This is a genomic window from Dactylosporangium fulvum (assembly GCF_025137375.1).
GTDB classification, from domain to species: domain Bacteria; phylum Actinomycetota; class Actinomycetes; order Mycobacteriales; family Micromonosporaceae; genus Dactylosporangium; species Dactylosporangium fulvum.
On record NZ_CP073720.1, the window covers coordinates 6,696,864 to 6,717,499 of the forward strand.

The 20,636-nt window shown below is 72.2% G+C and carries 10 protein-coding genes; 3 read left to right on the forward strand and 7 right to left on the reverse strand.

The annotated features are described in order from the left end of the window. Window positions 1-74: 74 nt before the first annotated feature. From Dfulv_RS30910 to Dfulv_RS30930, 5 genes are all read right to left on the reverse strand, one after another. Window positions 75-3,557, reverse strand: a complete 3,483-nt coding sequence (locus Dfulv_RS30910; RefSeq protein WP_259857321.1) for a ThuA domain-containing protein — start codon at window positions 3,555-3,557, stop codon at window positions 75-77. A 382-nt stretch (window positions 3,558-3,939) separates the two neighbouring features. Next, window positions 3,940-5,592: a hypothetical protein gene (locus Dfulv_RS30915; protein WP_259857322.1), complete on the reverse strand. Its 1,653-nt coding sequence runs from the start codon at window positions 5,590-5,592 to the stop codon at window positions 3,940-3,942. Between the two features lie 76 nt (window positions 5,593-5,668). Then, window positions 5,669-10,621, reverse strand: coding sequence for a DNA repair ATPase (locus Dfulv_RS30920; protein WP_259857323.1), 4,953 nt, complete (start codon window positions 10,619-10,621; stop codon window positions 5,669-5,671). Continuing rightward, entirely contained in the window at window positions 10,618-12,693 is a 2,076-nt protein-coding gene (locus Dfulv_RS30925; RefSeq protein WP_259857324.1) for a flotillin family protein, read from the reverse strand. The genes Dfulv_RS30920 and Dfulv_RS30925 overlap by 4 nt, the downstream gene beginning before the upstream one ends. Beyond that, a complete protein-coding gene (locus tag Dfulv_RS30930; protein WP_259857325.1) occupies window positions 12,690-13,325 on the reverse strand; it encodes an OB-fold-containig protein in 636 nt (211 codons plus the stop codon). Before Dfulv_RS30930 ends, Dfulv_RS30925 begins: the two co-directional genes overlap by 4 nt. Before the next feature lie 518 nt (window positions 13,326-13,843). Here Dfulv_RS30930 and Dfulv_RS30935 point away from each other — a divergent pair. Continuing rightward, window positions 13,844-14,239, forward strand: coding sequence for a hypothetical protein (locus Dfulv_RS30935; RefSeq protein WP_259857326.1), 396 nt, complete (start codon window positions 13,844-13,846; stop codon window positions 14,237-14,239). 481 nt (window positions 14,240-14,720) lie between these two features. Here the strand turns inward: Dfulv_RS30935 and Dfulv_RS30940 are convergent, their stop codons facing one another. Together Dfulv_RS30940 and Dfulv_RS30945 are read right to left on the reverse strand one after the other, a co-directional pair. After that, window positions 14,721-16,169, reverse strand: coding sequence for a hypothetical protein (locus Dfulv_RS30940; RefSeq protein ID WP_259857327.1), 1,449 nt, complete (start codon window positions 16,167-16,169; stop codon window positions 14,721-14,723). Between the two features lie 100 nt (window positions 16,170-16,269). Beyond that, a complete protein-coding gene (locus Dfulv_RS30945; protein ID WP_259857328.1) occupies window positions 16,270-16,692 on the reverse strand; it encodes a hypothetical protein in 423 nt (140 codons plus the stop codon). A 466-nt stretch (window positions 16,693-17,158) separates the two neighbouring features. On the opposite strand from Dfulv_RS30945, the gene Dfulv_RS30950 reads away from it, so the two are divergent. Together Dfulv_RS30950 and Dfulv_RS30955 are read left to right on the forward strand one after the other, a co-directional pair. Continuing rightward, the gene (locus tag Dfulv_RS30950; protein ID WP_259857329.1) at window positions 17,159-18,853 is read left to right on the forward strand and encodes an ABC transporter transmembrane domain-containing protein; all 1,695 of its coding nucleotides are present in this window, start codon (window positions 17,159-17,161) and stop codon (window positions 18,851-18,853) included. Beyond that, entirely contained in the window at window positions 18,850-20,634 is a 1,785-nt protein-coding gene (locus Dfulv_RS30955) for an ABC transporter ATP-binding protein (RefSeq protein ID WP_259857330.1), read from the forward strand. Before Dfulv_RS30950 ends, Dfulv_RS30955 begins: the two co-directional genes overlap by 4 nt. Window positions 20,635-20,636 lie beyond the last annotated feature (2 nt).

Sequence of the window (20,636 nt, forward strand, 5' to 3'; positions counted from 1 at the left end):
ATCGCGCGCCTGACGACGCCGGGTGCGAGGGACCACCTGGTCCCCCGCACCCGGCTGTGAGCGGGACGGGCTCGTCAGCTGTAGACCTCGAACTCGAACAGTGAGTAGCCCCATGCGGTGGCACGGGCCGTGCCGTTGATCCGGACATACCGGCCCGTGGCGTTCAGGGCGGTGTTGTCGTCCACCCCGCCGTCACCACCGGTCACCGTCCGCACCGTCGTCCACGTCGTACCGTTCGCCGACGTCTGGATCTGATACCCGGACCCGTACGCCGCCTCCCAGGTCAGCTTCACCCGGTTGATCGCGTACGACTGACCCAGGTCGACCTGAATCCACTGCGGATCGGAGAACGCACTCGCCCACCGGGTCGTCAGCGACCCGTCCACCGCGGCCAACGCCGGATACGCAGCGGACTCGGTGCTCGACGCCGTCACCGGACGGTTCAACGCCAGATTCCCCGACACCGGCGGCGGGGTGCTGCCGGAGGTGAACGTGAAGTCGTCGATGTCGAACAGCGAACCGGTGGCACCGCCGGTGAACACCAGGTACAGCTGGTGCGTGCCGGACGGCGGGTTCACCGTGCCGGTGACGTCGGCCCACGTCTCCCAGCCGCCGGTCGGGTTGACCTGTACCGTCGCCACGGCCGGACCGGTCGGCGAGTCGGCGCGCACCGTGATCGTCCCGCCGATGCCGGCGGAGGCGACCCGCGCGGAGAAGCCGGTGACGCCGGCCAGGTTGTACGGCGTGAACGAGATCCAGTCGCCGTTCTCGATGTAGCCGACGGCGTTGCCGCCGTGGGCGCTCGGCTTGGCGGCGAGCTGGACGCCGTTCATCGTCCCGTAGTGCTCGGCCTGCCGGGTCCGCGGTTGCAGCACGTGCTGGTCCTGGACCGCGGTCCCGCTGACCGGCGTGTACTGCGCGTTGATCACCCCGAAGATGTTCGCGGACGCGTCGTGCTCACCGTCCACGGTGGTCTGGATCGTCCCGCTGCAGCCGTTCTTGCTGGTGATCGGGTGACCGTGGCTGTCGTGGCCGAGGATGTAGCTGACCGTCACCCGGTTGCAGTCGACGGTCCCCCCGTTCGGATCGGTGACCTGCACCTGGAACGGCACCAGGTCGCCGAACTGGAACACCGATCCGTCGGCCGGGGTGATGAGCTGGACCGTTGGCCGGCCGACCCCGATGACGGTACTGGCCGTTGAGATCCTGCCGCCACTGTCCCGCACCGTCAGCGTCGCGGTGTACTCGCCGTTCGCGGTGTACGTGAACGTCGGGTTGGCCGCCGTGGAGTCGGTGGTGCCGTCGGTGGTGAAGTCCCAGGCGTACGTGATCGGGTCGCCGTCCGGGTCGTTGCTGCCGGCCGAGCTGAACTGCACGGTCAGCGGCGCCGCGCCGGTCAGCGGGGTGGCGCCGATCTGGGCGATCGGTGCCCGGTTGCCGCCGTTGTTGTACTCGATGCGGTAGAGGGCCGAGTTGGCGTCACCGCCGAACCAGGTGGTGCCGTAGTCGAGCACGTACAGGGCGCCGTCCGGCCCGAACTCCAGGTCCATGATCTGGGTTCCGGACCACGGGAACGGCTCGATCGCGCCGGCCGCGCCGGTACCCGTCAGGGTGACCGTCTTGATCCAGCGACTGGTGAACTCGCCGAGGAAGACCTTCCCGTTGTAGGAGGACGGGAACTTCACATCGGAAACCAGCGCCGGGTTGAAGTTGTAGACCGGACCCCCCATCGGCCCGCCCCCGCCCAACTCGGGACGCGAGGGCCCCGCGCCACCGTACGGCAGCCAGGCGACCTGGGACGGCGGGAGGGTGGTGATACCCGTGTTGTTCGGCGAGTTGTTCGTCGGCCCACCGGCACAGTTGAACGGTCCGGCCGACGGCCCGTTGGGGAACGTGAACTCCTGGTAGGGAGTGTTGTAGTTGGAGCAGTACGGCCAGCCGAAGAAGCCCGGCTGGGTGATCCGCTCGAACGAGACCGTGCCCGCGGGACCGCGCTGCGGGTCGGCGGTGCCGGCGTCGGGGCCGTAGTCACCGAGGTAGACGACCCCGGTGGCCTTGTCCACGCTCATCCGGAACGGGTTGCGGAAGCCCATGGCGTAGATCTCGGGCCTGGTCTTCGCCGTGCCCGGGGCGAACATGTTGCCGGCCGGGATGGTGTAGCCACCCGTCGCCCCCGGCTTGATCCGCAGCACCTTGCCGCGCAGGTCGTTGCTGTTGGCCGAGGTGCGCTGCGCGTCGAACGCCGGGTTGCGGTCGGGCCGCTCGTCGATCGGCGCGGAACCGGCCGAGTCGAACGGGTTGGTGTCGTCACCGGTGGACAGGTAGAGGTTGCCGGCCGCGTCGAAGTCGATGTCACCACCGACGTGGCAGCACAGGCCACGGCTGGTCGGCACGTCGAGGATCGTCACCTGCGAGGCCGGGTCGATCGTGTAGTCGTCCCGCACGGTGAACCGGGCCAGCTTGTTGGAGCCGTTGAACGGGGCGAACTGCGCCGCCGTGCCGTTGGCCGGGGCGTCGCCGCCCGGCGTGCTGAGCGGGGGCGCGTAGTAGACGTACACCCACCGGTTCGTGGCGAAGTTCGGGTCGGCCTTGATGCTCTGCAGACCCTCCTCGTCGTGGGTGTAGACCTGCAGCGTCAGGGCGACCTTCGTGTTGCCGTTGACGTCGGTGTACCGGATGGTGCCGTCGCGGGAGGTGTGCAGCACGCCGCGGTTCGGCAGGACGGCCAGCCCCATCGGCTCACCGACCTCCGCGACGCCCTTCGCGAGGGTCACCTGCGTGAACGTGCCACCGGCCGGCGGGTTGGACCCGACCGAGCAGTTGCCGGTGCCCTGGGCCGCGTACCGGATGCCGCCGAGCAGGTGGGTGCGGAAGTTGGCCTCGCTGTAGCTCTCGATGGTGTGTCCGAGGCCCGAGTACCACGAGCGTCCGCCGTCGTAGGCGCGGCACCAGGAGATCGGGTGGTCGGCGCCCATGCTGCCGCCGGTGTAGGTCGACTCGTTGACGTTGGCCAGCACGTGCACCGAAGAGCGCGGGTTGGTACGGAAGCTGTACCACTCGTCGGTCCGGTTCCAGTTCGCCGGCAGGCCGGCCGTGGACGGGTGGACCGTGTCCTCGATGCGGACCGTGGCCGGCTGGATCGCCGGGTGGTTGGAGAAGTACGCGCCAACGAGGCTGCCGTACCAGGCCCAGTCGTACTCGGTGTCGGAGGCGGCGTGGATGCCGACGTATCCGCCACCGGCCCGAATGTAGCGCTCGAACGCGGCCTGCTGGGTCGTGTCGAGCACGTCACCGGTGGTGGACAGCCAGATCACCGCTTTGAACCTCGCCAGGTTGGCGTCAGTGAACTGGCCGGCGTCCTCGGTCGCCTCGACCGTGAAGTTGTTCTGCGTGCCGAGCTGCTGGATCGCGGCGATGCCCGCCGGGATCGAGTCGTGCCGGAACCCCGCGGTCTTGCTGAAGATCAGCACCGAGAAGTCGGCGGCGAAAGCCGGGGCGATGTTGACGCCGACCCCGGCCAGCACGATGGCGACGCAGAGCAGCACTCTGCGAAACATGATCGGATGAGTACCTCTCGTAGAAGGTCACCGAAAGACGTGCGCCGATCACGTCTGGACCGCGAGCGCGTTCGTCCCGCCCATCGGGCACCGGACGGGCACTGCGGCAGGTGTGGGGGTGTGTCCGCACGGGCGTCGATGCCGTGCGGCGGGGGTGTTCTGACACTCCGCGCCTCGCCGAAGGCCGCGGGGTGCTGCGGACTGGCATCCGCAACCGAACCGATCGCCGATGGCGGCGACGACCAGCCGGAATCGAAGGGTATGTGCGTGCGGTCGCCTCCCTCCCACCTCAGTTGATCACGCGAGAGAGCGCTCTCTCACCGAGGTGCGGACAGTTAAGCAGACTCCCCCCGCTGTTGTGAAGACCCAACGACGCCCATCGCTACAACACCCGGCCACTCAGGGGTTGCGCAGGTCCACGATCTCGACCGCCAGGTGCGGCCAGGCGGCCCAGCGCCATCGCGGCACGGCCGGCCATCTCGGCGTCCGGCACCGCGCCGAGCATGGCGCCGAGCAGGTCCAGATCGCCGGCCTGCTCGGCGAAGCGGGCCACAGCGACGACCACGCGGTCGTGGCCGCCGCCGTCCCTGGCGGCAGCCACTGCCGGTACCGCCGCAAGAGCCTCGGCGTCGAGCACCGGCAGCACCGCGTCGACGCTCCAGCACCCTTCCGCGAACACGCCGGTCAGCAGGCCGGCGAACAGGTCACGGTCCCGGGCCGGCAGGCCGGTGCGGACGGCGAGGCGGGCCAGCAGCCGGCTCAGCTGCGGCCCGGGCCGGCCGCCGGCCACCTCCGCGAACAGCCGGTCGGCCGCGGTGCGGTCGCCGGCGTCGACGAGCACGGTGGCGAGGCCGACGTCGGCCAGCTGCCACCACCGCAGGACGCGCAGGCGGGCCCGTAGCCGCGGCACGCGCACCTCGACGATCTCGGCGCGCAGCGGCTCGTCGGCCAGGGCGTGCGCGAGCGGAACCGCGTCGGCGACGACCGCGGCCAGTTCCTGCGGGATGACGCGGTCGCCGGCCAGCACGTCCAGCACGGCGCGGAGCCGCTCCGGAGTCGCCTCCGCACGCCTGCCGTCGAGCCACCGCAGCACCTCGCGGGCGAGCGGGCCCGGCCCGTAGCCGGAGATGCGGCAGTCCCGCATCCGGCCCAGGACGGCGAGGGCGTCGTCGAACCGGTCCAGCGCCAGGAACAGCCGGGCGAGCCGGTGCTGGTACACCATCTGGTCGTCACGCTCGCGGCTGCGCTTCGGGCACTTGCGGAACGCGGCCACGAGCGCCTTGGCGCTCGCCGCCGGCAGCCCGGGCGTCGCCAGCGCCAGCAGTGAGCGCTGCTGCTCGCTCGGGCCGAGCCGGGTCGCGAGCGCGAGTGCGTCGTCGAACCGGTCCGCCCCGGCGAACGCGACGACGAGCCGCTCGCCGTCGACGTCCTCGACGGTGCCGCAGCGCCGGTCGGTCTCGGCGAGGCCGAGCGGCCCCAGCAGCGCGGCCGCCGCGGCGAGACGGGGCCGGTCCTTCTCGTCGAGCAGGGCCGCCCAGCCGTCGAGGAGCTCGGGCTCCCCGGCGTGTGCCTCGGCCAGCGCCGCGAACACCGCCGAGACCCGCGCGACCCGCAGGTGCGCCGACAGGTGCTCGCCGGGCCGCACCACCAGGACCGTCCGGAGCAGAGCATCCTCCGCGTCCGGGTGGCCGGCCACGAGCCGCGCCAGTGTCCCGGCGACCGCGTACTCAGGGGTGTTGCGCCCGCTGACGAACGGTCGGTAGGGGTGGTCGCCGCTGAGCGCGGCGGTCACGAACTTCACGGCACGCTCGCCGGTGAGGATGCGGGGCGCCGCCGTGGCGAACGGCTCCGGCAACCAGCCCTCGAGGAGGGCCGTCAGCTCCTCGGCCGCGCCGTCGTGGTCGCCGCCGTCGAACCGGGCCACCGCCCAGGCGATCCGCTCGGCCCGGTCCATCGTGCGCTCGGGTGGCTGCGGACCGAATCGGGTGAGGACGTCCCGGGCGCGGTCGGCGATGGCGATCGTTTCGGCTGCCACGCGCCGACTCTACTGGGAACCGGGGTGCCGGCCAGGCCGCCCGCGGCACCCCGGTGCGATGAAGGTTTCCCGGCGCTCAGCCCCGCGGCGCGGCGGACGCCCGGTCGATCGCCGCCTCCACCGCGGCGACCCGGTCCGCGAGCAGCCCGACCGCGCCTACCGCGCGGCTCACCGGATCGTCCTCGTCTCCGCCGAGCGCCTGCGCCCGCAGGTACGCGGCCTTGACCTCGGCCCAGCGCGCCGCCTGCTCAGGTGTCATCCGGCCCCGCAGCTCGGCCAGCTTGAGCAGGTTCGCCTCGGCGCCGGCGGTGAGCGTCTGCGCCTCACCGAGGTAGTGGTCGTGGATGGCGACCTCCAGCTCCGCGTCGTTCATGACCGGCACGACCCGCTCGGCGAGCTTGTTCATGTTGCGGTACGAGCCCTGCAGCAGGAACGGCGGCTCGGTGCGGGACGCGTCGGCCTGTGCCGCGGAGGCGATGTACGCGCGGTTGTTCGCCAGCACCACCTCCTGCACCCGCAGCAGCTTGCGGAGCACGGCCAGCATCTGGTCGACCTCGACCGCCGAGTACGGGTGGGCGAGCTGGTCGGGCCGCACGGTGTCGTCACCCCGGGCCAGCCGCACCAGCAGCTCGACGTCGCCGCGGTCGCGGGTGGACAGCGGGGCGAGGACGGGGTTGGAGGTCAGCGCGTTCTCGATGTAGCTGAGCGCGAACAGCTCCTCCTTGCCGGACAGGACGTCGCCGAGGTTCCACACGTCGGCGCGGTTCGCCAGCATGTCCGGGATCCGGAACCGCTGGCCCGACTCGGTGTACGGGTTGCCGGCCATGCACACGGCGAACCGCTTGCCGCGCAGGTCGTACGTGCGGGTCCGGCCGTTCCAGACGCCCTCCATGCGGCGCTGGGCGTCGCAGAGGGAGATGAACTTCTGCAGCAGTTCGGGCGACACGTGCTGGATGTCGTCGAGGTACAGCAGGACGTTGTTGCCCATCTCCAGCGCGAAGTTGATCTTCTCGACCTCCTGGCGGGCGGTCGCGTTCGGCGCCTCCGCCGGGTCGACGGACGTCACCAGGTGCCCGAGCGACGGGCCGTTCACCTTGACGAACACCAGCCCCAGCCGGCTGGCGACGTATTCCATCAGGGTCGTCTTGCCGTAGCCGGGCGGCGAGATGAGCAGGAGCAGGCCCATCTGGTCGGCCCGCTTCGCGTCGCCCGCCGCGCCCAGCTGCCGGGCCAGGTTGTCCCCGATGAGCGGCAGGTACACCTCGTCGAGCAGCCGGTTGCGCACGAACGCGCTCATCACCTTCGGCTTGTACTCGTCGAGCCGCAGCCGCTCCCGTTCGCGGGCGGCCAGCTCGTTGCGGCGGCGCTGGTACGCGCGGAAGGCCGGGATCCGCTCGAGGCGGAACCGGCGGGTGCGGGCGAGCACCTCGTCGAGCCGCAGCTCCATCCGGCGGCCGGTGATCCGCGGGTGGGTGCCGAGCAGGCCTTCGACGGTCGCGGTGAGCGCGGCGGACGACTCGTGGCGCGGCAGGTCGACGCCGCAGAGCACGATCGCGGCCGCCTCCTCCAGGTCGCCGGGCCCGGTGCCGGCGGACCCGGCGAAGGACGCGAGCCACGCGTGGACGAGCTGGCGGCGCGCGGCGAGATCGCCGTCGAGGGCGTGCAGGTCCTCGGCGAGCTCGCGGGCGGAGTTCGCGTTCGGGCCGCCGAGGGCGCGCCAGAACCGGTCGAGGAACGTCCGCACGCCGGCGCTGGTGACGAACCCGAACGGCGCGCTGCTGAGCTCCTCGAACAGGTACTCCCCCGCGACGCCGGTCGACCCGTCCGCCGCCTGGAACGCGGCCACCGCCGCCTGCAGTTCGGCGCACAGCTGCCCCACCGCGTCCGAGTGGCCGAACGCGGCCCGCGCCCGGGCGAGTGACCGCGCCCGCCGGGTCCAGGCGGCCTTGGCCCCGGCGTCGGCGCCGAACGTCCAGAACAGCTGCGCCGCGGCCCGGTCCGCCGCCGGGTAGCGCAGCAGTCCGGCGCCGGCGTGCAGCCGCAGCAGCGCGTCGAGGACGAGGGCCGCGTCGTGGTCGTGGACGCCCCGCTCGTACCCCTCGTCGTAGCGGCTGTCGGCGACGCGCCGCACGAGCTCGCGGAGGCTGCCCTCGGTGACCGCGGCCTGGTGGAGCCCGTCCAGCGTGAGGACCGGCCCGTCCGGCAGCGGCTGTCCGGCCGTTGCGGCGTCGAGCACCAGGCAGGCCAGGTGCTCCGCGCGGTACACGTCGGGCGCCTCGGACACGAGCAGCTGACCCCAGAAGGGACGGGCGGCGGTGACCACCGGGTCGTCGACCGGCGCGCGGAAGTCGGTCGCCGTCACGGTGAACGCCAGCTCGTCACCGTGCGGGACGAGCGTGAGGTCGATCGCCTGCGTGTTGACGGCGAACTGGTGCCGGCCGAGGCGGATGAGGTCCGCCGAGCCGCCGAACAGGTCGAGCCGGTCACGGAGCATCCGGCCGGCGTCGAGGCGGGCCGCCTTGATCCGGCCCTCCAGCTCCTCGGCGCGGACCTGGTCGCCCAGTTCGCGCAGCTCGCCGGCGACGCCGCGCACCTTCGCGACCATCGGGTCGGACGCGAAGTACGTGTTGACGTCGCCGGGTGAGGTCATCGCGGCGACCCGACGCTCGACGCTGCCGAGGATCCGCTCCGCGGACTGGACGAGCCGGTCGGCGCGGCGGGACCGCTCGTCGAGCAGCGCCTGCTTGCGGGAGGAGAACGCCTCGTAGACGTCGGTGCGCTTGTCGCCGAGCTGGGCGAGGAAGTCGTCGAACTCGCCGAACCGGGACTCGAGGTGCTCCAGCTGGAGCATGAGCCGGCCCAGCTGCTCGTCGCACCGCTCAGGCGTGTCGGCGACCGCGAGCGCGCCGACGACCGCCTGGCCGAGCAGCGCGAACTCGGCGGCGAACTCGGCCCGGCCCTCGACGGCGAGCAGCTCGCGGCGGCGGGCCTCGAGGACGGCGCGGGCACGGTTGACGCCGCCGAGGACCTCGCTGATGCGGTCCAGGATGCCGACCCGGACGGTGGCGTCGGCGATCTCGAGCGCGCCGACCACCTCCGTGACGATCTGCAGCCCCTCGGCCTGTGCGGCGAGTCGCTCGCCGACGGGCGTGGCCTCGGCGACGGTACGGATCGCCTCGGCGTCGGCGACCAGTCGCTCGACGTCGGCGTGGTAGCCGGCGAAGGCGTCGCCGCGCTGGAGGAACGTCACCGCCCGCTTGGCGGCCGCGACGAGCTCCTCGCCGAGCCGCGTCTCCAGGGTGCCGATCCGGTCGGTGTCGACGTACCGCAGTTCGCGCAGCGGAACGAGGGAGCCCTGCGCCTGGCGGAGGCCGGCGAGCCTGCGCACCCAGGCATCGGTGTCGACGGGTGCCTCACCCTGGGAGCGGCGGATGAGCGACTCGATCCGCCCGGCCGCCTCGTCGAGGGCGGTGGCCGCCTGTTCGGTGAGCGCCTGCACCCGCTCGAACTCGGCGAGGACCTGCTCCGCGGTGCCGCGCAGCTCGGCGAGCGGGCCGCGCAGATCGCCGAGCTCCGGCTCACCGAGCCAGTGGTAGTGGTCGAACGTGCGGACACACGCGGCGATGATCGCCTCGAAGACCGCCGACGACGGGCCCATCTCGGCGACCATCCGGGCCACCGACAGGCAGTCGGAGATGCCGCGGACCAGGTCGGCGTTGCCGACGCGGTCCAGCGGCCCGGTCCCGATCGGCTGTGCCGCGGCGTATGTGTCCGAGAGGTACGGCGTCTGCCACACCTGCATGGTGTGGACCCGGGTCGGCTCCTCCGACACGGCCCGGAAGACCACGAGCGTGCCGTCGTCGAACAGGGAGTAGCCGTGGCAGACGAGCGGGTTCTCGACCGCCTTGCGGATGACGTTGTAGGGCAGCAGCAGCGATCGCCCGTCGGCGCGGGCGTGGAAGACGTACAGGACGTCCTCGCCGTTGGTCGACCGGATGACGCGCTCGAACTCGAGGTCGGCCACGTCGGTGTCGAACGTCCGCGCGACGCCGGTGGCCAGGTAGTAGCCGCCCGGGAAGATCAGGCCCTGGTCCTCCGGCAGGCGCTGGCAGCCCTGGCCGATCCCGTCGAGGCGCACGACCGTCCGGGTCCTGGTGTTGAAGACCAGGAACCGGAAGGCCTCCTCCTTGTACGGGCGGATGCGCAGCAGGACGAGCGGGCCGATCCGGGCGTAGCTGATGTCGGCGTCGGCGAGGCTCTGCAGCGGCTCGTCCACCGGCTCGCGGTAGATGCCCTCGCCCGACTCGGTGTTGTTCTCCACCTTGATGGTGAGGTCGCCGCCGACGGTCTCGACGAAGACCACGTCCTCGACGGAGATGTGCGGGTGCCGGCCGAGGACGTGGTGCTCCCGGCCGACCGTGGTCCACTCGAAGTCGTGCGACGGCGGGAACACGTGGTCACGCTCGCCGCGGCTGTCCACGTAGGACACCGCGCCGGCCGTGTCGACGGTCCAGCGCAGCACCCTGATGTCGTCGGTGCGCGGACCCGTCTGGAAGACCGCGAGGAGCTTCCCGTCGAGCCGGCGCAGCTGCAGCAGCCGGGTGTCGCGATAGTACTTGTAGACCTCGCCGAAGTCCCGCAGCAGCTGCGGGTCGCGCAGCAGGCCCGGCAGGTCGTCCGGGGCCGCGTCGTCGAACCGGAACGCGTCGCCGTCCCGGCTGAACCGGTGCAACGAGAACACGTCGTTGACGGTCGTCTCCGGCTTGAGGCCGATGAACACGTTGTACCCGAACAGCATCAGCCCGCCGACGGACACGATGTCGCGCGGGACGCAGTTGTGCTCGGTCCGGATGCGCTCGGTGCCGAGCAGGCGCAGCTCGGTGCCGCCGAACACCTCGGTCCGCCGCGTGTTGAGGGCGTCGGCCCGGCGGGTCAGCTCGGCCGCCTGCGCGGCGAGCCGGTCGCGCAGCACCTCGTAGGTGCCGGCGTCCAGGCTCGCCGCGGCGGGCGCCGCCGTGTCGACGGTCACTGCTTGGCCGCCGCCAGCGCCGCGACCGGCTTCTCGGCGATGCCGAGCTCGCGGGCCGCGTCGAGCAGCTCACGCAGCTTGTCCCGGTCGGGGCCGCCGCGCTGGATCTGCTGGACCAGGAAGGCCGACAGCGTCAGGTTGGACACGTCGGCGGTGCTCATCGAGCCGAGTATCCGCCCGAGGTCGCCGGCCAGGTCGCCGTTGCCGTTGAGGTACGAGGCGCCGACGGCCTGCACGACGTCGGAGTGCTGGACGAAGCCGTCGACGCTCTTGCCGAGGCTGATGGAGCCGAGCAGCTTGTCGAAGAAGACGCTGTCGCCGCCGACGATGTCGATGTTCGCCTTCTCCAGGCCGGCGGCCAGGACGACCGCCTGCTGCTCGGCGACCTGCCGGTGCACATCGATGCCGGCGAGGCGGACGTCCTTCTCCATCTCCAGGCGCAGGCGGAACTCCTCGTGGTCGCGGCTCGCCTCGTCCATCGCGGCGAGCGCGGCGGCCTTCTCGGTGAGACCTTCGGCCTCGCCCTTGAGCTTGTCGCGCAGCGCGTCGGCGTGGGCGGTGCCCTTCTCCCGCTCGACCGCGGCCTCGGCGAGGCCGGCCTTCTCGATCGTCTCGGCCTTCGCGATCGCCTTCTCCCGCTCGACGACCGCCTCGGCCCGGCCGACCTTCTCGATCGCCTCGGCGTTGCGCTCCCGGACCTGCACGTCGGCCAGGCCGACCGCGGCCGCCTCGGCCTGCACGCCCTCGGCCAACCGGATCTTGGCGCGGGTCTCCAGCTCGGCGGTCTGCTGGCGGGCCTCGGCGAGCACCAGCTCCTCACGGGCCTTGAACTTCGCGGCCTGCTCGGCGGCCTCGGCCGCCTTGATGTCCTTGACCAGGTTCTCCTGCGCCTCGGCCTCGGCCTGGATGACAACCGCCTGGCGGGTGCGCTCGGCCTCCTCGACAACCCGGAGCCGCTTGATCTGCTCCTCCTGCTCGGCGACAGTACGCTCGACCGCGATCCGCTCCCGGACCACCTCGGCGATGGCCCGCTTCTCCGCCTCGACCTCCTTGTCCTTGGCGATCGTGCTCAGCTCGGTCTCCCGCTGCCGGGAGATGACCTCCAGCATGCGGTCCTTCTCGATGCGCTCCGACTCGATCGCGATGACCCGCTCGCGGTTCTTCTCGGCGACGGCGATCTCCCGCTGCTTGTTCTCGTGCTGGACGCCGACCTGCTCGTCGGTGCGGATCTCGGCGGTCGCCGACTTCAGCCGCTCCTCGGCGCGGACCCGGGCGGTCTCCGCCTCCTCGCGGGCCTGCAGGGTGGCGACCTCCCGCTCCTGCTTGATCTCCGCCTCGGCCTGGCGCCGCTCCAGCTCGAGGATCGCCTCGCGGGCGTCGACGTCCTGGCGCTTGATCTCCTTCTCCTCGTTGCGCCGGAACTCGTTGGTCCGCACGTGCTCGATCGCGGTCAGCTCGGTGATCTTCCGGATGCCCTGCGCGTCGAGGATGTTGGCGTTGTCGAGGCTGTGCAGGGGCGTCTGCTCCAGGAAGTCGATCGCGGCGTCCTCCAGGCTGTAGCCGTTGAGGTCGGTGCCGATCACGCGGACGATCTGGTCGCGGAACTCGTCACGCTTGGTGTAGAGGTCCACGAAGTCGAGCTGCTTGCCGACGGTCTTGAGCGCCTCGGAGAACTTCGCGTTGAACAGCTCCTGCAGGGTCTCCTGGTCGCTGGCGCGGACGGTGCCGATCGCCTGGGCCACCTTGATGACGTCCTCGACGGTCTTGTTGACCCGCACGAAGAAGGTGATCCGGATGTCGGCACGGATGTTGTCGCGGCAGATCAGGCCCTCCCGGCCGGTCCGCCCGATCTCGATCGTCTTGACCGAGATGTCCATGATCTCGGCCTTGTGCAGCACCGGCAGGACGATGGCGCCGGTGAACGTGACGTCGACCTTGCGCACCTTGGAGATGATCAGCGCCTTGCCCTGCTCGATCTTGCGGAACAGGCGGCTGACCGCGAACAGTAAGCCGATCAGGATGAGCAGGGACACGCCGAGCACGACAAGAAAACCGGTGGTGATGACGCTCATGAAAGTTCCCTCTGTCCGGGGGTTGGACCAGCAGGTGTAGGCACGACCCAGAAGAACTCGCCGTCCCGGTCGTATTCGTAGATCACCGCGGTGCTGCCCGCGGTGAAGGTGTCGGCGCCGGTCTGGCGGACCTGCACGATCGCGCTGGAGCCGTCGGCGGCGGTGACCTCGGCCTGGCCGAAAGCCTCCGTGACGGAGCCGGTGCGGATGACGCAGGTGCGGCCGACGAACGCGGTGCGGGAGTCGCCGCCCGTCTCCGGGAAGAGCCGCCGCAGCGGCACGACGAGCAGGCGGGTCGCCAGCCACGCGACGACCAGGGCGACCACCAGCACGGCCACGCTCTGCAGCGCGCCGTCCGCGACGGTGGAGCCGGCCAGGCTGACGAACCAGGCGACCGTCACGAGCGCCGACAGCCCCACGACGACCGGCACACCGCCCAGGCCGAGACCGCCCATGAACCCGGCGAAGCCGCCGGCCCCGTCGCCGTCGAGGACGCCACCCGCGTCGGCGTCGAGCAGTTCGGTGTCGGCGCCGCCGAAGAGGACGATCAGCCAGTAGGCGATGACGACGACGAGCAGCAGTGTGAACAGGACGGTGGGAAAAGCAACAACCGCACCAAAAAAATCACCCATCGCCCCATCTCCCCTGCTCACTGCATGAAATGGTGGCAGATTCGGTCAAGATCCGCCGCAGCCGCCCCTGATTTCCGGGGTCCTCACTGCTTGCCGGACCAGAACCGATCCAGCCCGTCGCAGATGAAATCGGCGCTTCCCGGAACGCCCAGTGGCCACACTGCTCGATGGCCCGCGCGCTGTCGATGCAGTGGGATCTGAAAGACGACCGACCGCCCCACGCCATCATCGGCACCGTCAGCATGAAGCCGCACTCGTGATCGCGAACTTGCCGCAATCATGGCCAAGCACCGACCGAAGCGCACAGGACCAAGGAGTCGCGTTTCATGACCGCGGAGGTTTGGTGTTGCTGGGGCAGCACGGAGCCTCCGATTTGGGGTTGTCGTGGTGGGTTCCAGCCGGTTTGTGGCCGTGATCGCGATGCGTTCGCGATCACGGGTGCGGTGGTTGGGCCTGGCCGGGGTGGTGCGGCTGCGGTTCGTAGATCAAGGGAAACTTCGGGCTGCCTGGACAGCCAGATGTTTCCGACGATCAAGCAACCCGGTCAGGGCAAGCGCGGAGCACGACCGGCCCCGCACCACGGGGCCACGGACGCCGCGACCCGCCTCTGCAGCCCGGCACTGCGGCCCGGCACCGCAGCGTGGCCCGGCACTGCGGCCCGGCACCGCAGCGTGGCCCGGCACTGCGGCGCGGCGCGGCGGCGCGGCGCGGCGGCGCGGCGCGGCGGCGCGGCGCGGCGGCGCGGCGCGGCGGCCCGGCGCGGCGGCGCGGCGCGGCGGCCCGGCGCGGCGGCGCGGCGCGGCGGCCCGGCGCGGCGGCCCGGCGCGGCGGCCCGGCACCGCGCACGGCCCGGCACCGCGGCACGGCCCGCCGCGGCACGGCACTGCGGCCCGCCGCGGCACGGCACTGCTTGACACGATTCCTCGCATGATCACGGAGAGTTGGTGCACCCCTGGGGCCTGTTGCGCAATTCGGATCCCTCGCGCGTCAACCCCGACAACCGCGCCGATCTTGGAGTTGTGGTCCTTGACAAACCCGGACAAATTCGGAGGTTCATGGCGCCACAACTCCAAGATCGGCGCGTAGTTGGGCCGCCAACGCTGTCCCAGCGAATTACGCAACAGGCTCCAGGGGTGCACGAACTCTCCGCGATCATGAAACAGCGGCCGCCGTGCTCGGCGCGATCGCGAACGCATCGCGATCATGAGCCGCAACCCGCCGGAGCCCGCGCGGCAACGCCGAGCCTCCGCGACCACGGCCGCAACCAGCCGGAACCACCATGCAACGCCGAGCCTCCGCGACCACGAGTCCGGCCGGCGACCGGCCCGAGCAGGTCGCCGACCGTGGTGGAGTCCGGCAGCCCGGCGACCGGATCCACCCATCGATCAATGATCGCTAGGCGGCGACCCGGGTGCGGGAGGACGGGGCGCCGCCGACCGGACCGGGCCGGGCCGCAGGGCGGGCGGACAGCAGGACGACCAGGCCGAAGGCGATGACGGCCAGGCCCCACCACAGGAACGGCCACGGGGCTTCGGCGCGGGTGTGCCAGGCCGGCAGGTATCCGGTGAAACTCCGGTGGGTGAGCCCTTCCAGCACCCGCAGCGGCACCAGATAACCGTAGTCGGCCGAGAAGCCGTTGCTGGGACTGAACCTGCACAGCGTGTCCAGCCCCATGGTCACCAGCACGCACGCCGCAGCCCACGCGGTGACCAGTCCGTTGCGCGCCCGCTGCAGTGCGTATCCGATGGAGAAGGCGAACACCGGCAGGACTGCGGCCCAGAGCCGGGCCGGTGGCGCCCAGCCGCCCCACCAGCCCGGCGAGGTGAGCAGGATGGCGCAGTACGGGCCGACGACCGCGAGGAGTTGCAGGTGGAGCGTGCGGTGCCCGCCGGCGACCGCCAGGATCACACCGGGCAGCACGAACAGGAAGATCGGGTAGGAGAACAGCACGCCGTGCTCCTGGTCCAGCAGCACGCCGACGAGGCTCTTGACCGGATTGGCGCCGAACAGCAGTTCCTTGTCCCCGGCCTGGTTGACCGACGGGTTGAAACTCTGCCACACCGTCCGCAGATACGTCACCAGCGCGACGGTCAGCACGCCCAGCGGGCCGAGAAACGCGAGCCAGCGCCGCCGGTCACGCAGCCCGCTCTCCCGGTGGATCCGCCACGCCAGCAACAGCACCAGCGGGAACTCCAGCGGCAGGAACCGGCTGTGCACCCAGGGCAGCGCTCCCAGCGCGGCGGACACGAGCAGCAGGTCGCGGGTGCGCAGCCGCGCCTTGGTGAGCACCCGGAACCCGTACACGACGACCAGCGCCGCGAGCGGTTCGACGAACGCCTTCGCGGTGTAGGTCAGCACGGTCGAGCCGAGGCCGATGCCCACGCCGGTGAGCAGCGCGTGTCGCCGGTCCAGGCCGAGCCCGCGCACCAGCCAGAAGACGTTCGCGACGGTCAGCAGCGACACCGCGACCATGAACAGCAGCACGCCGGTGCGGCCGCCCAGCAGATACGGCACGTGCCACAGCAGCGGACCGCCGATGCCGTGCCACGGCAGCGTCTCGTGCGGCGGGGCCGCCACGTGCGGGGAGAGCGGCCCCGGGTGGAACGCGGTGAAGGCCCAGGAGTCGTACACCTGCCGCACGTGGATGGACCCGTACCGCTTGAGCGCCTCGTTGATGACCAGGTAGTGCGGCTCGTCGCCCTCCGGCATCCGCGTATACCGGTGGACCAGGGCCGAGACCATCATCGGCACGCCGCAGACCGCAAGGAGCGCCGTCAGCGCGCTGCGGTCGCCGGGGGTCGGCGTGGTGTCAGCGGTCGCCGATGCCGAAGGTGCACTGACCAACTCCGGCCTCCCCCGTCGTCGTGACGGCAGCATGCTACGCCTCGCGCGACCCCGCCGGGGGCCCGCGAATCCGGCGGGCGTCCGATGCGATCAGCGCCGGTCAGAGCACCGCCTGCTCGGCGTGCGCCACCAGCTCGAGCGAGTCCTCGCGGCCGAGTTGCCGCTCGCAGAGGTACCCCAGCATCGACCACGTGGTGTCGGTCACGTGCTCCGGTGGGAACCCTTCCAGGAGGTCGTCCTCGCCGAGCTGGGTGCGGATCAGGGCCTCCGCGGCGGCCGGGTCGATCTCCACGTCCTGGGCCATCGCCGAGACGAAGCCGGCGATCGACTCCGGTGGGGTGTCCTCGTCGAAGAGGCTGCGCACCGCGAGGCGGATCGCCGCCTCCAGCACCGACGAATCGTGCTGCTCCGGCGGCAGCTCCGCCGCCCGTTCCGCCGCCTCCTCGTCGTTGTTCAGCAGCGCGACGACCACCGCACCGACCCGGGATCGCGGCACCCAGGCGTCCTCGTTCTCAATCCCCATGGGATCGAGCGTAGCCAGGGCCGCCGGTGCCGGCACACCGCCGACCTGCCGGGGTCGATCGAGATGAATGCGGTGGTCACGGCCGAGTGGGACGGCCGGCTCAGGGCAGGGTGGCAACAGGCGGAGTGTGTCGTCGGTCTCAGCCGCCGGCACCTCGTCGGCGCCCGTCAGCCCAGCAGGAGCGCCACTCGGCGTGCATCTGCCGGTCCGTCCCCAGCTGCTCGATCAGGCACAGCACGCTGAACCGGTTGAGTGTCGCCCGGACGGTGGCCGTGTTCCAGGCGATCCATCACCACCACGTGGGCGAGGACGACCTGCTCAGGCCCGCCGGGAACCCGCCGTCCACAGTGGACGACGTTCGCCACACGGGAGGCCCTCGCCACCTGTCGGCGCTCGCCACAATTAGGGTAGCCTACGCTTACCACGAGCGGCGCAGGGAGTGCGATTGGGTCCGAACGAGCCACCGGTGACCGCCGGCCGGCTGCTGCGGCGCGTGCTGCGCCGCCACCGCGGCCGGATCACCGCCGGAGTGCTGCTGCTCTGCACCCACCAGGCCGCCGAGGCGGCGGTGCCGGTCGCCATCGGCGTCATCATCGACCGGGCCGTGGCAACCGGGGACGAGACGGCGATCGTGCTCTCGGTGCTCGGACTCGCGGCGCTGTTCACGGTGCTGTCCCTCGCCTGGCGCTTCGGCGCCCGGCTGTCCACGACCGCGCTCGAGCGGGAGACGCACCTGCTGCGGGTCGAACTCGCCGGCCGGGCGCTCGACCCGCGAGGGCACACCGCCGGCCTGCGCGACGGCGAGCTCATCACCGTCGCGTCCTCCGATGCCGAGAACACCAGCTCCGTGATCCGCGTGGCCGGGTTCGGGCTCGCCGCCTCGACCGCCCTCACCGTCGCCGCGGTGGCGTTGCTCATGGTGGACGTCCCGCTGGGGATCGGCGTGCTCGTCGGGGTGCCCGTCATCGTCCTGGCCCTGCACCGCCTCGCGCCGCTGCTGACCCGGCGCAGCGCCGACCAGCAGGCGGCGCTCGCCACCACGACCGCGCTCGCCACCGATCTGGTCAGCGGGCTGCGGGTGCTGCGCGGCATCGGCGCCGGGCACACCGCCGCCGGCCGGTACGCCGCGTCGAGCCAGCAGGCACTCGCGGTGACGTTACGGACCGCCACCACCAAAGGCGTCTACCGGGGCATCACCACCGCGGTCAACGGCCTGTTCCTGGCGGTCGTCGCCGGGTTCGCCGGATGGCTGGCGGTTCAGGGCCGGTTGAGCGTGGGCGAGTTGGTCGCGGTCGTCGGCCTCGCCCAGTTCGTCGCCGAACCGGTGCAGACGCTCGGTTACTGCGTCCAGCTGTACGCGACGGCCAAGGCGTCGGCCATGCGCGTGGCCGGTGTGCTCGCCGCCCCGGTGCGGTTGCGGCAGGGAGGACGGCCCGCGCCGGCGCCCGCACCGGTCCGCGTACGGCTGGACAGGATCGGCTATCGCACTCTCGACGGGCTCACGCTGCAGGCCGGAGCCGGGGAGCTGCTCGGCGTCGTCGCGTACGACCCCCGCGACGCCGACGCGTTGCGCGCGCTGCTCGCGGGGCGGGTGCCGCGCGAGGAGTACGAGGGAGCGATCGTTGTCGACGGGGTTCCCGCCGAGGACCTCGACCCGGCCGCCTCCCGGGAGGTCGTCCTGGTCGAGCCGCACGTGACCCAGCTGTTCGAGGGCAGCCTGCGGGACAACCTCGTGTCCTCCACCGCCGCCGGCACGGATCGGCTCGCCGCCGCGATCCGGGCCGCCGCGGCCGACGACGTCGTGAACGCCCACCCCGACGGGCTCGACCACCGCATCCACGAGGGCGGGGCCAACCTCTCCGGCGGCCAGCGCCAACGGATCGCGCTGGCGCGTGCCCTCGCCGCCGGCCCACCGGTGCTCGTCCTGCACGATCCCACCACCGCCGTCGACCCGGTCACCGAAGGCCTCATCGCCGAGGGCATCGCGCGCCTCCGCCGCACCGGCAGCGCCGACAGCACCATCCTGATCACCAGCAGCCCGACGCTGCTGGACCGCACCGACCGGGTCGTGGTGCTCGACGCCGGCCGGGTCGCCGCCGAGGGCACCCACGCCGAGCTGATCGTCAGTGACAGCCGCTACCGGGAAGCGGTGCTGCGGTGATCCTTCCCGTCGCCACCGGCCGGCAGACCTGGGCCGCGCTCGGCGCCGAGTTCCGGCGGCTGCCGGGCCGGACCGTCACCGCGTTGCTCACCGTCGTCGCCGCCGGCACCGGTGGCCTCGTCGCGCCGTGGGTCCTCGGCCGCATGGTCGACGACATCGTCGCCGGCACTGATCCCGAGCGTATCCTCGGCGCCGCGGCCGTCGTGGCCGGTGCCGCCGTGCTGGGGGGCGCGCTCACCGCGCTCGGCAGCGTGCTCGTCGCGCGTCTCGGCGAGACGATCCTCGCCCGGCTGCGGGAGCGCGTCATCGACCGCGCGCTGCACATCCCGTCGGCGACCGTCGAGAAGGCCGGCACCGGTGACCTCGTGGCCCGCGCCGGCGACGACGTGGCCGTCGTGACCAACGCGATCACCACCACCGGCCCGGACTTCGTCAGCGCGATCACGACCATCGTCCTCACCGCCGGCGGGCTGTTCGCCCTGGACTGGCGGCTCGGGCTCGCCGGGCTCGCCGCCGGCCCGGTGTACGTGTTCGCGCTGCGCTGGTACCTGCCGCGCTCCGCACCGTTCTACGCCCGTGAGCGGGAGGTCACCGCCGAACGTACCCAGGCCATGGTGGACGCGTTGCGCGGCGTCGAGACCGTCCACGCGTACCGTCTCGAAGACGCGCATCTGCGGCACATCACCGGCCGCTCCCAGGCCGCCGTGGACGTGGTGCTGCGTGTCCTCAGGCAGTTCCTCAGGTTCGGGGGCTGGATCAACCGGGCCGAGTTCGTGGGCCTCAGCGCGGTCCTCGTCGTCGGTTTCCTCCTGGTGCGCAACGGCCAGGCCACGGTCGGCGCCACCACCGCCGCCGCCCTGTACTTCCACCGGCTGTTCAACCCGATCGGCATGCTGGTCCTCGAGTTCGACACGATCCAGCAGGCCGGGGCGAGCCTCGCCCGGCTGGTCGGGGTGGCACGGCTCACACCGTCGCCGGCGCCGGCTCCCGGCGGCCCGGCGCCCGCCGACACCGGCATCGAGATCACCGGGCTGCACTACCGGTACGACGACGGCCCGCCCGTCCTGCGGGACGTGACGCTGCGGATCGCGCCCGGCGAGCGGGTCGCGCTCGTCGGGGCGAGCGGCGCCGGCAAGACCACCCTGGCCGGCATCGCCGGCGGCGTCCTGTCCGCGGTGGAGGGCACCGTCCGGCTCGGCGGGATCGGCCTGGCCGCGCTCGGCGAGGCGGAGGTCCGGCGCCGCATCTGCCTGGTCAGCCAGGAGGTCCACGTCTTCGCGGGAACGCTGCTCGACGACGTCCGGCTCGCCCGCGCCGACGCCACCGAGGAGGCGGTCGTCGCCGCCCTCGAACTGGTCGGCGCCCTCGACTGGGTCCGGGCGCTGCCCGACGGCCTGCACACCCACGTCGGTGAAGGGGGCCACCAGCTCACCGCCGCGCAGGCGCAGCACCTCGCCCTCGCCCGCCTGGTGCTCATGGACCCGGAGGTGGCGATCCTGGACGAGGCTACCGCCGAGGCCGGCAGCGCCGGCGCCCGCGAGCTGGAGCGGGCGGCCGCGGCCGCGACCGCCGGCCGGACCACCCTCGTCGTCGCGCACCGGCTCACCCAGGCCGCCCAGGCCGACCGGGTCGTCCTACTGGATCACGGTACGGTCGCCGAGGTCGGCCGGCACGAGGATCTGGTGCGGGCCGGCGGGCGGTACAGCCGACTGTGGCACGGCTGGACCGGCGGCCACGACGACGTCCCGGCCGCCGCGGGCGGCGCCGACCGGCGGCCCTGACG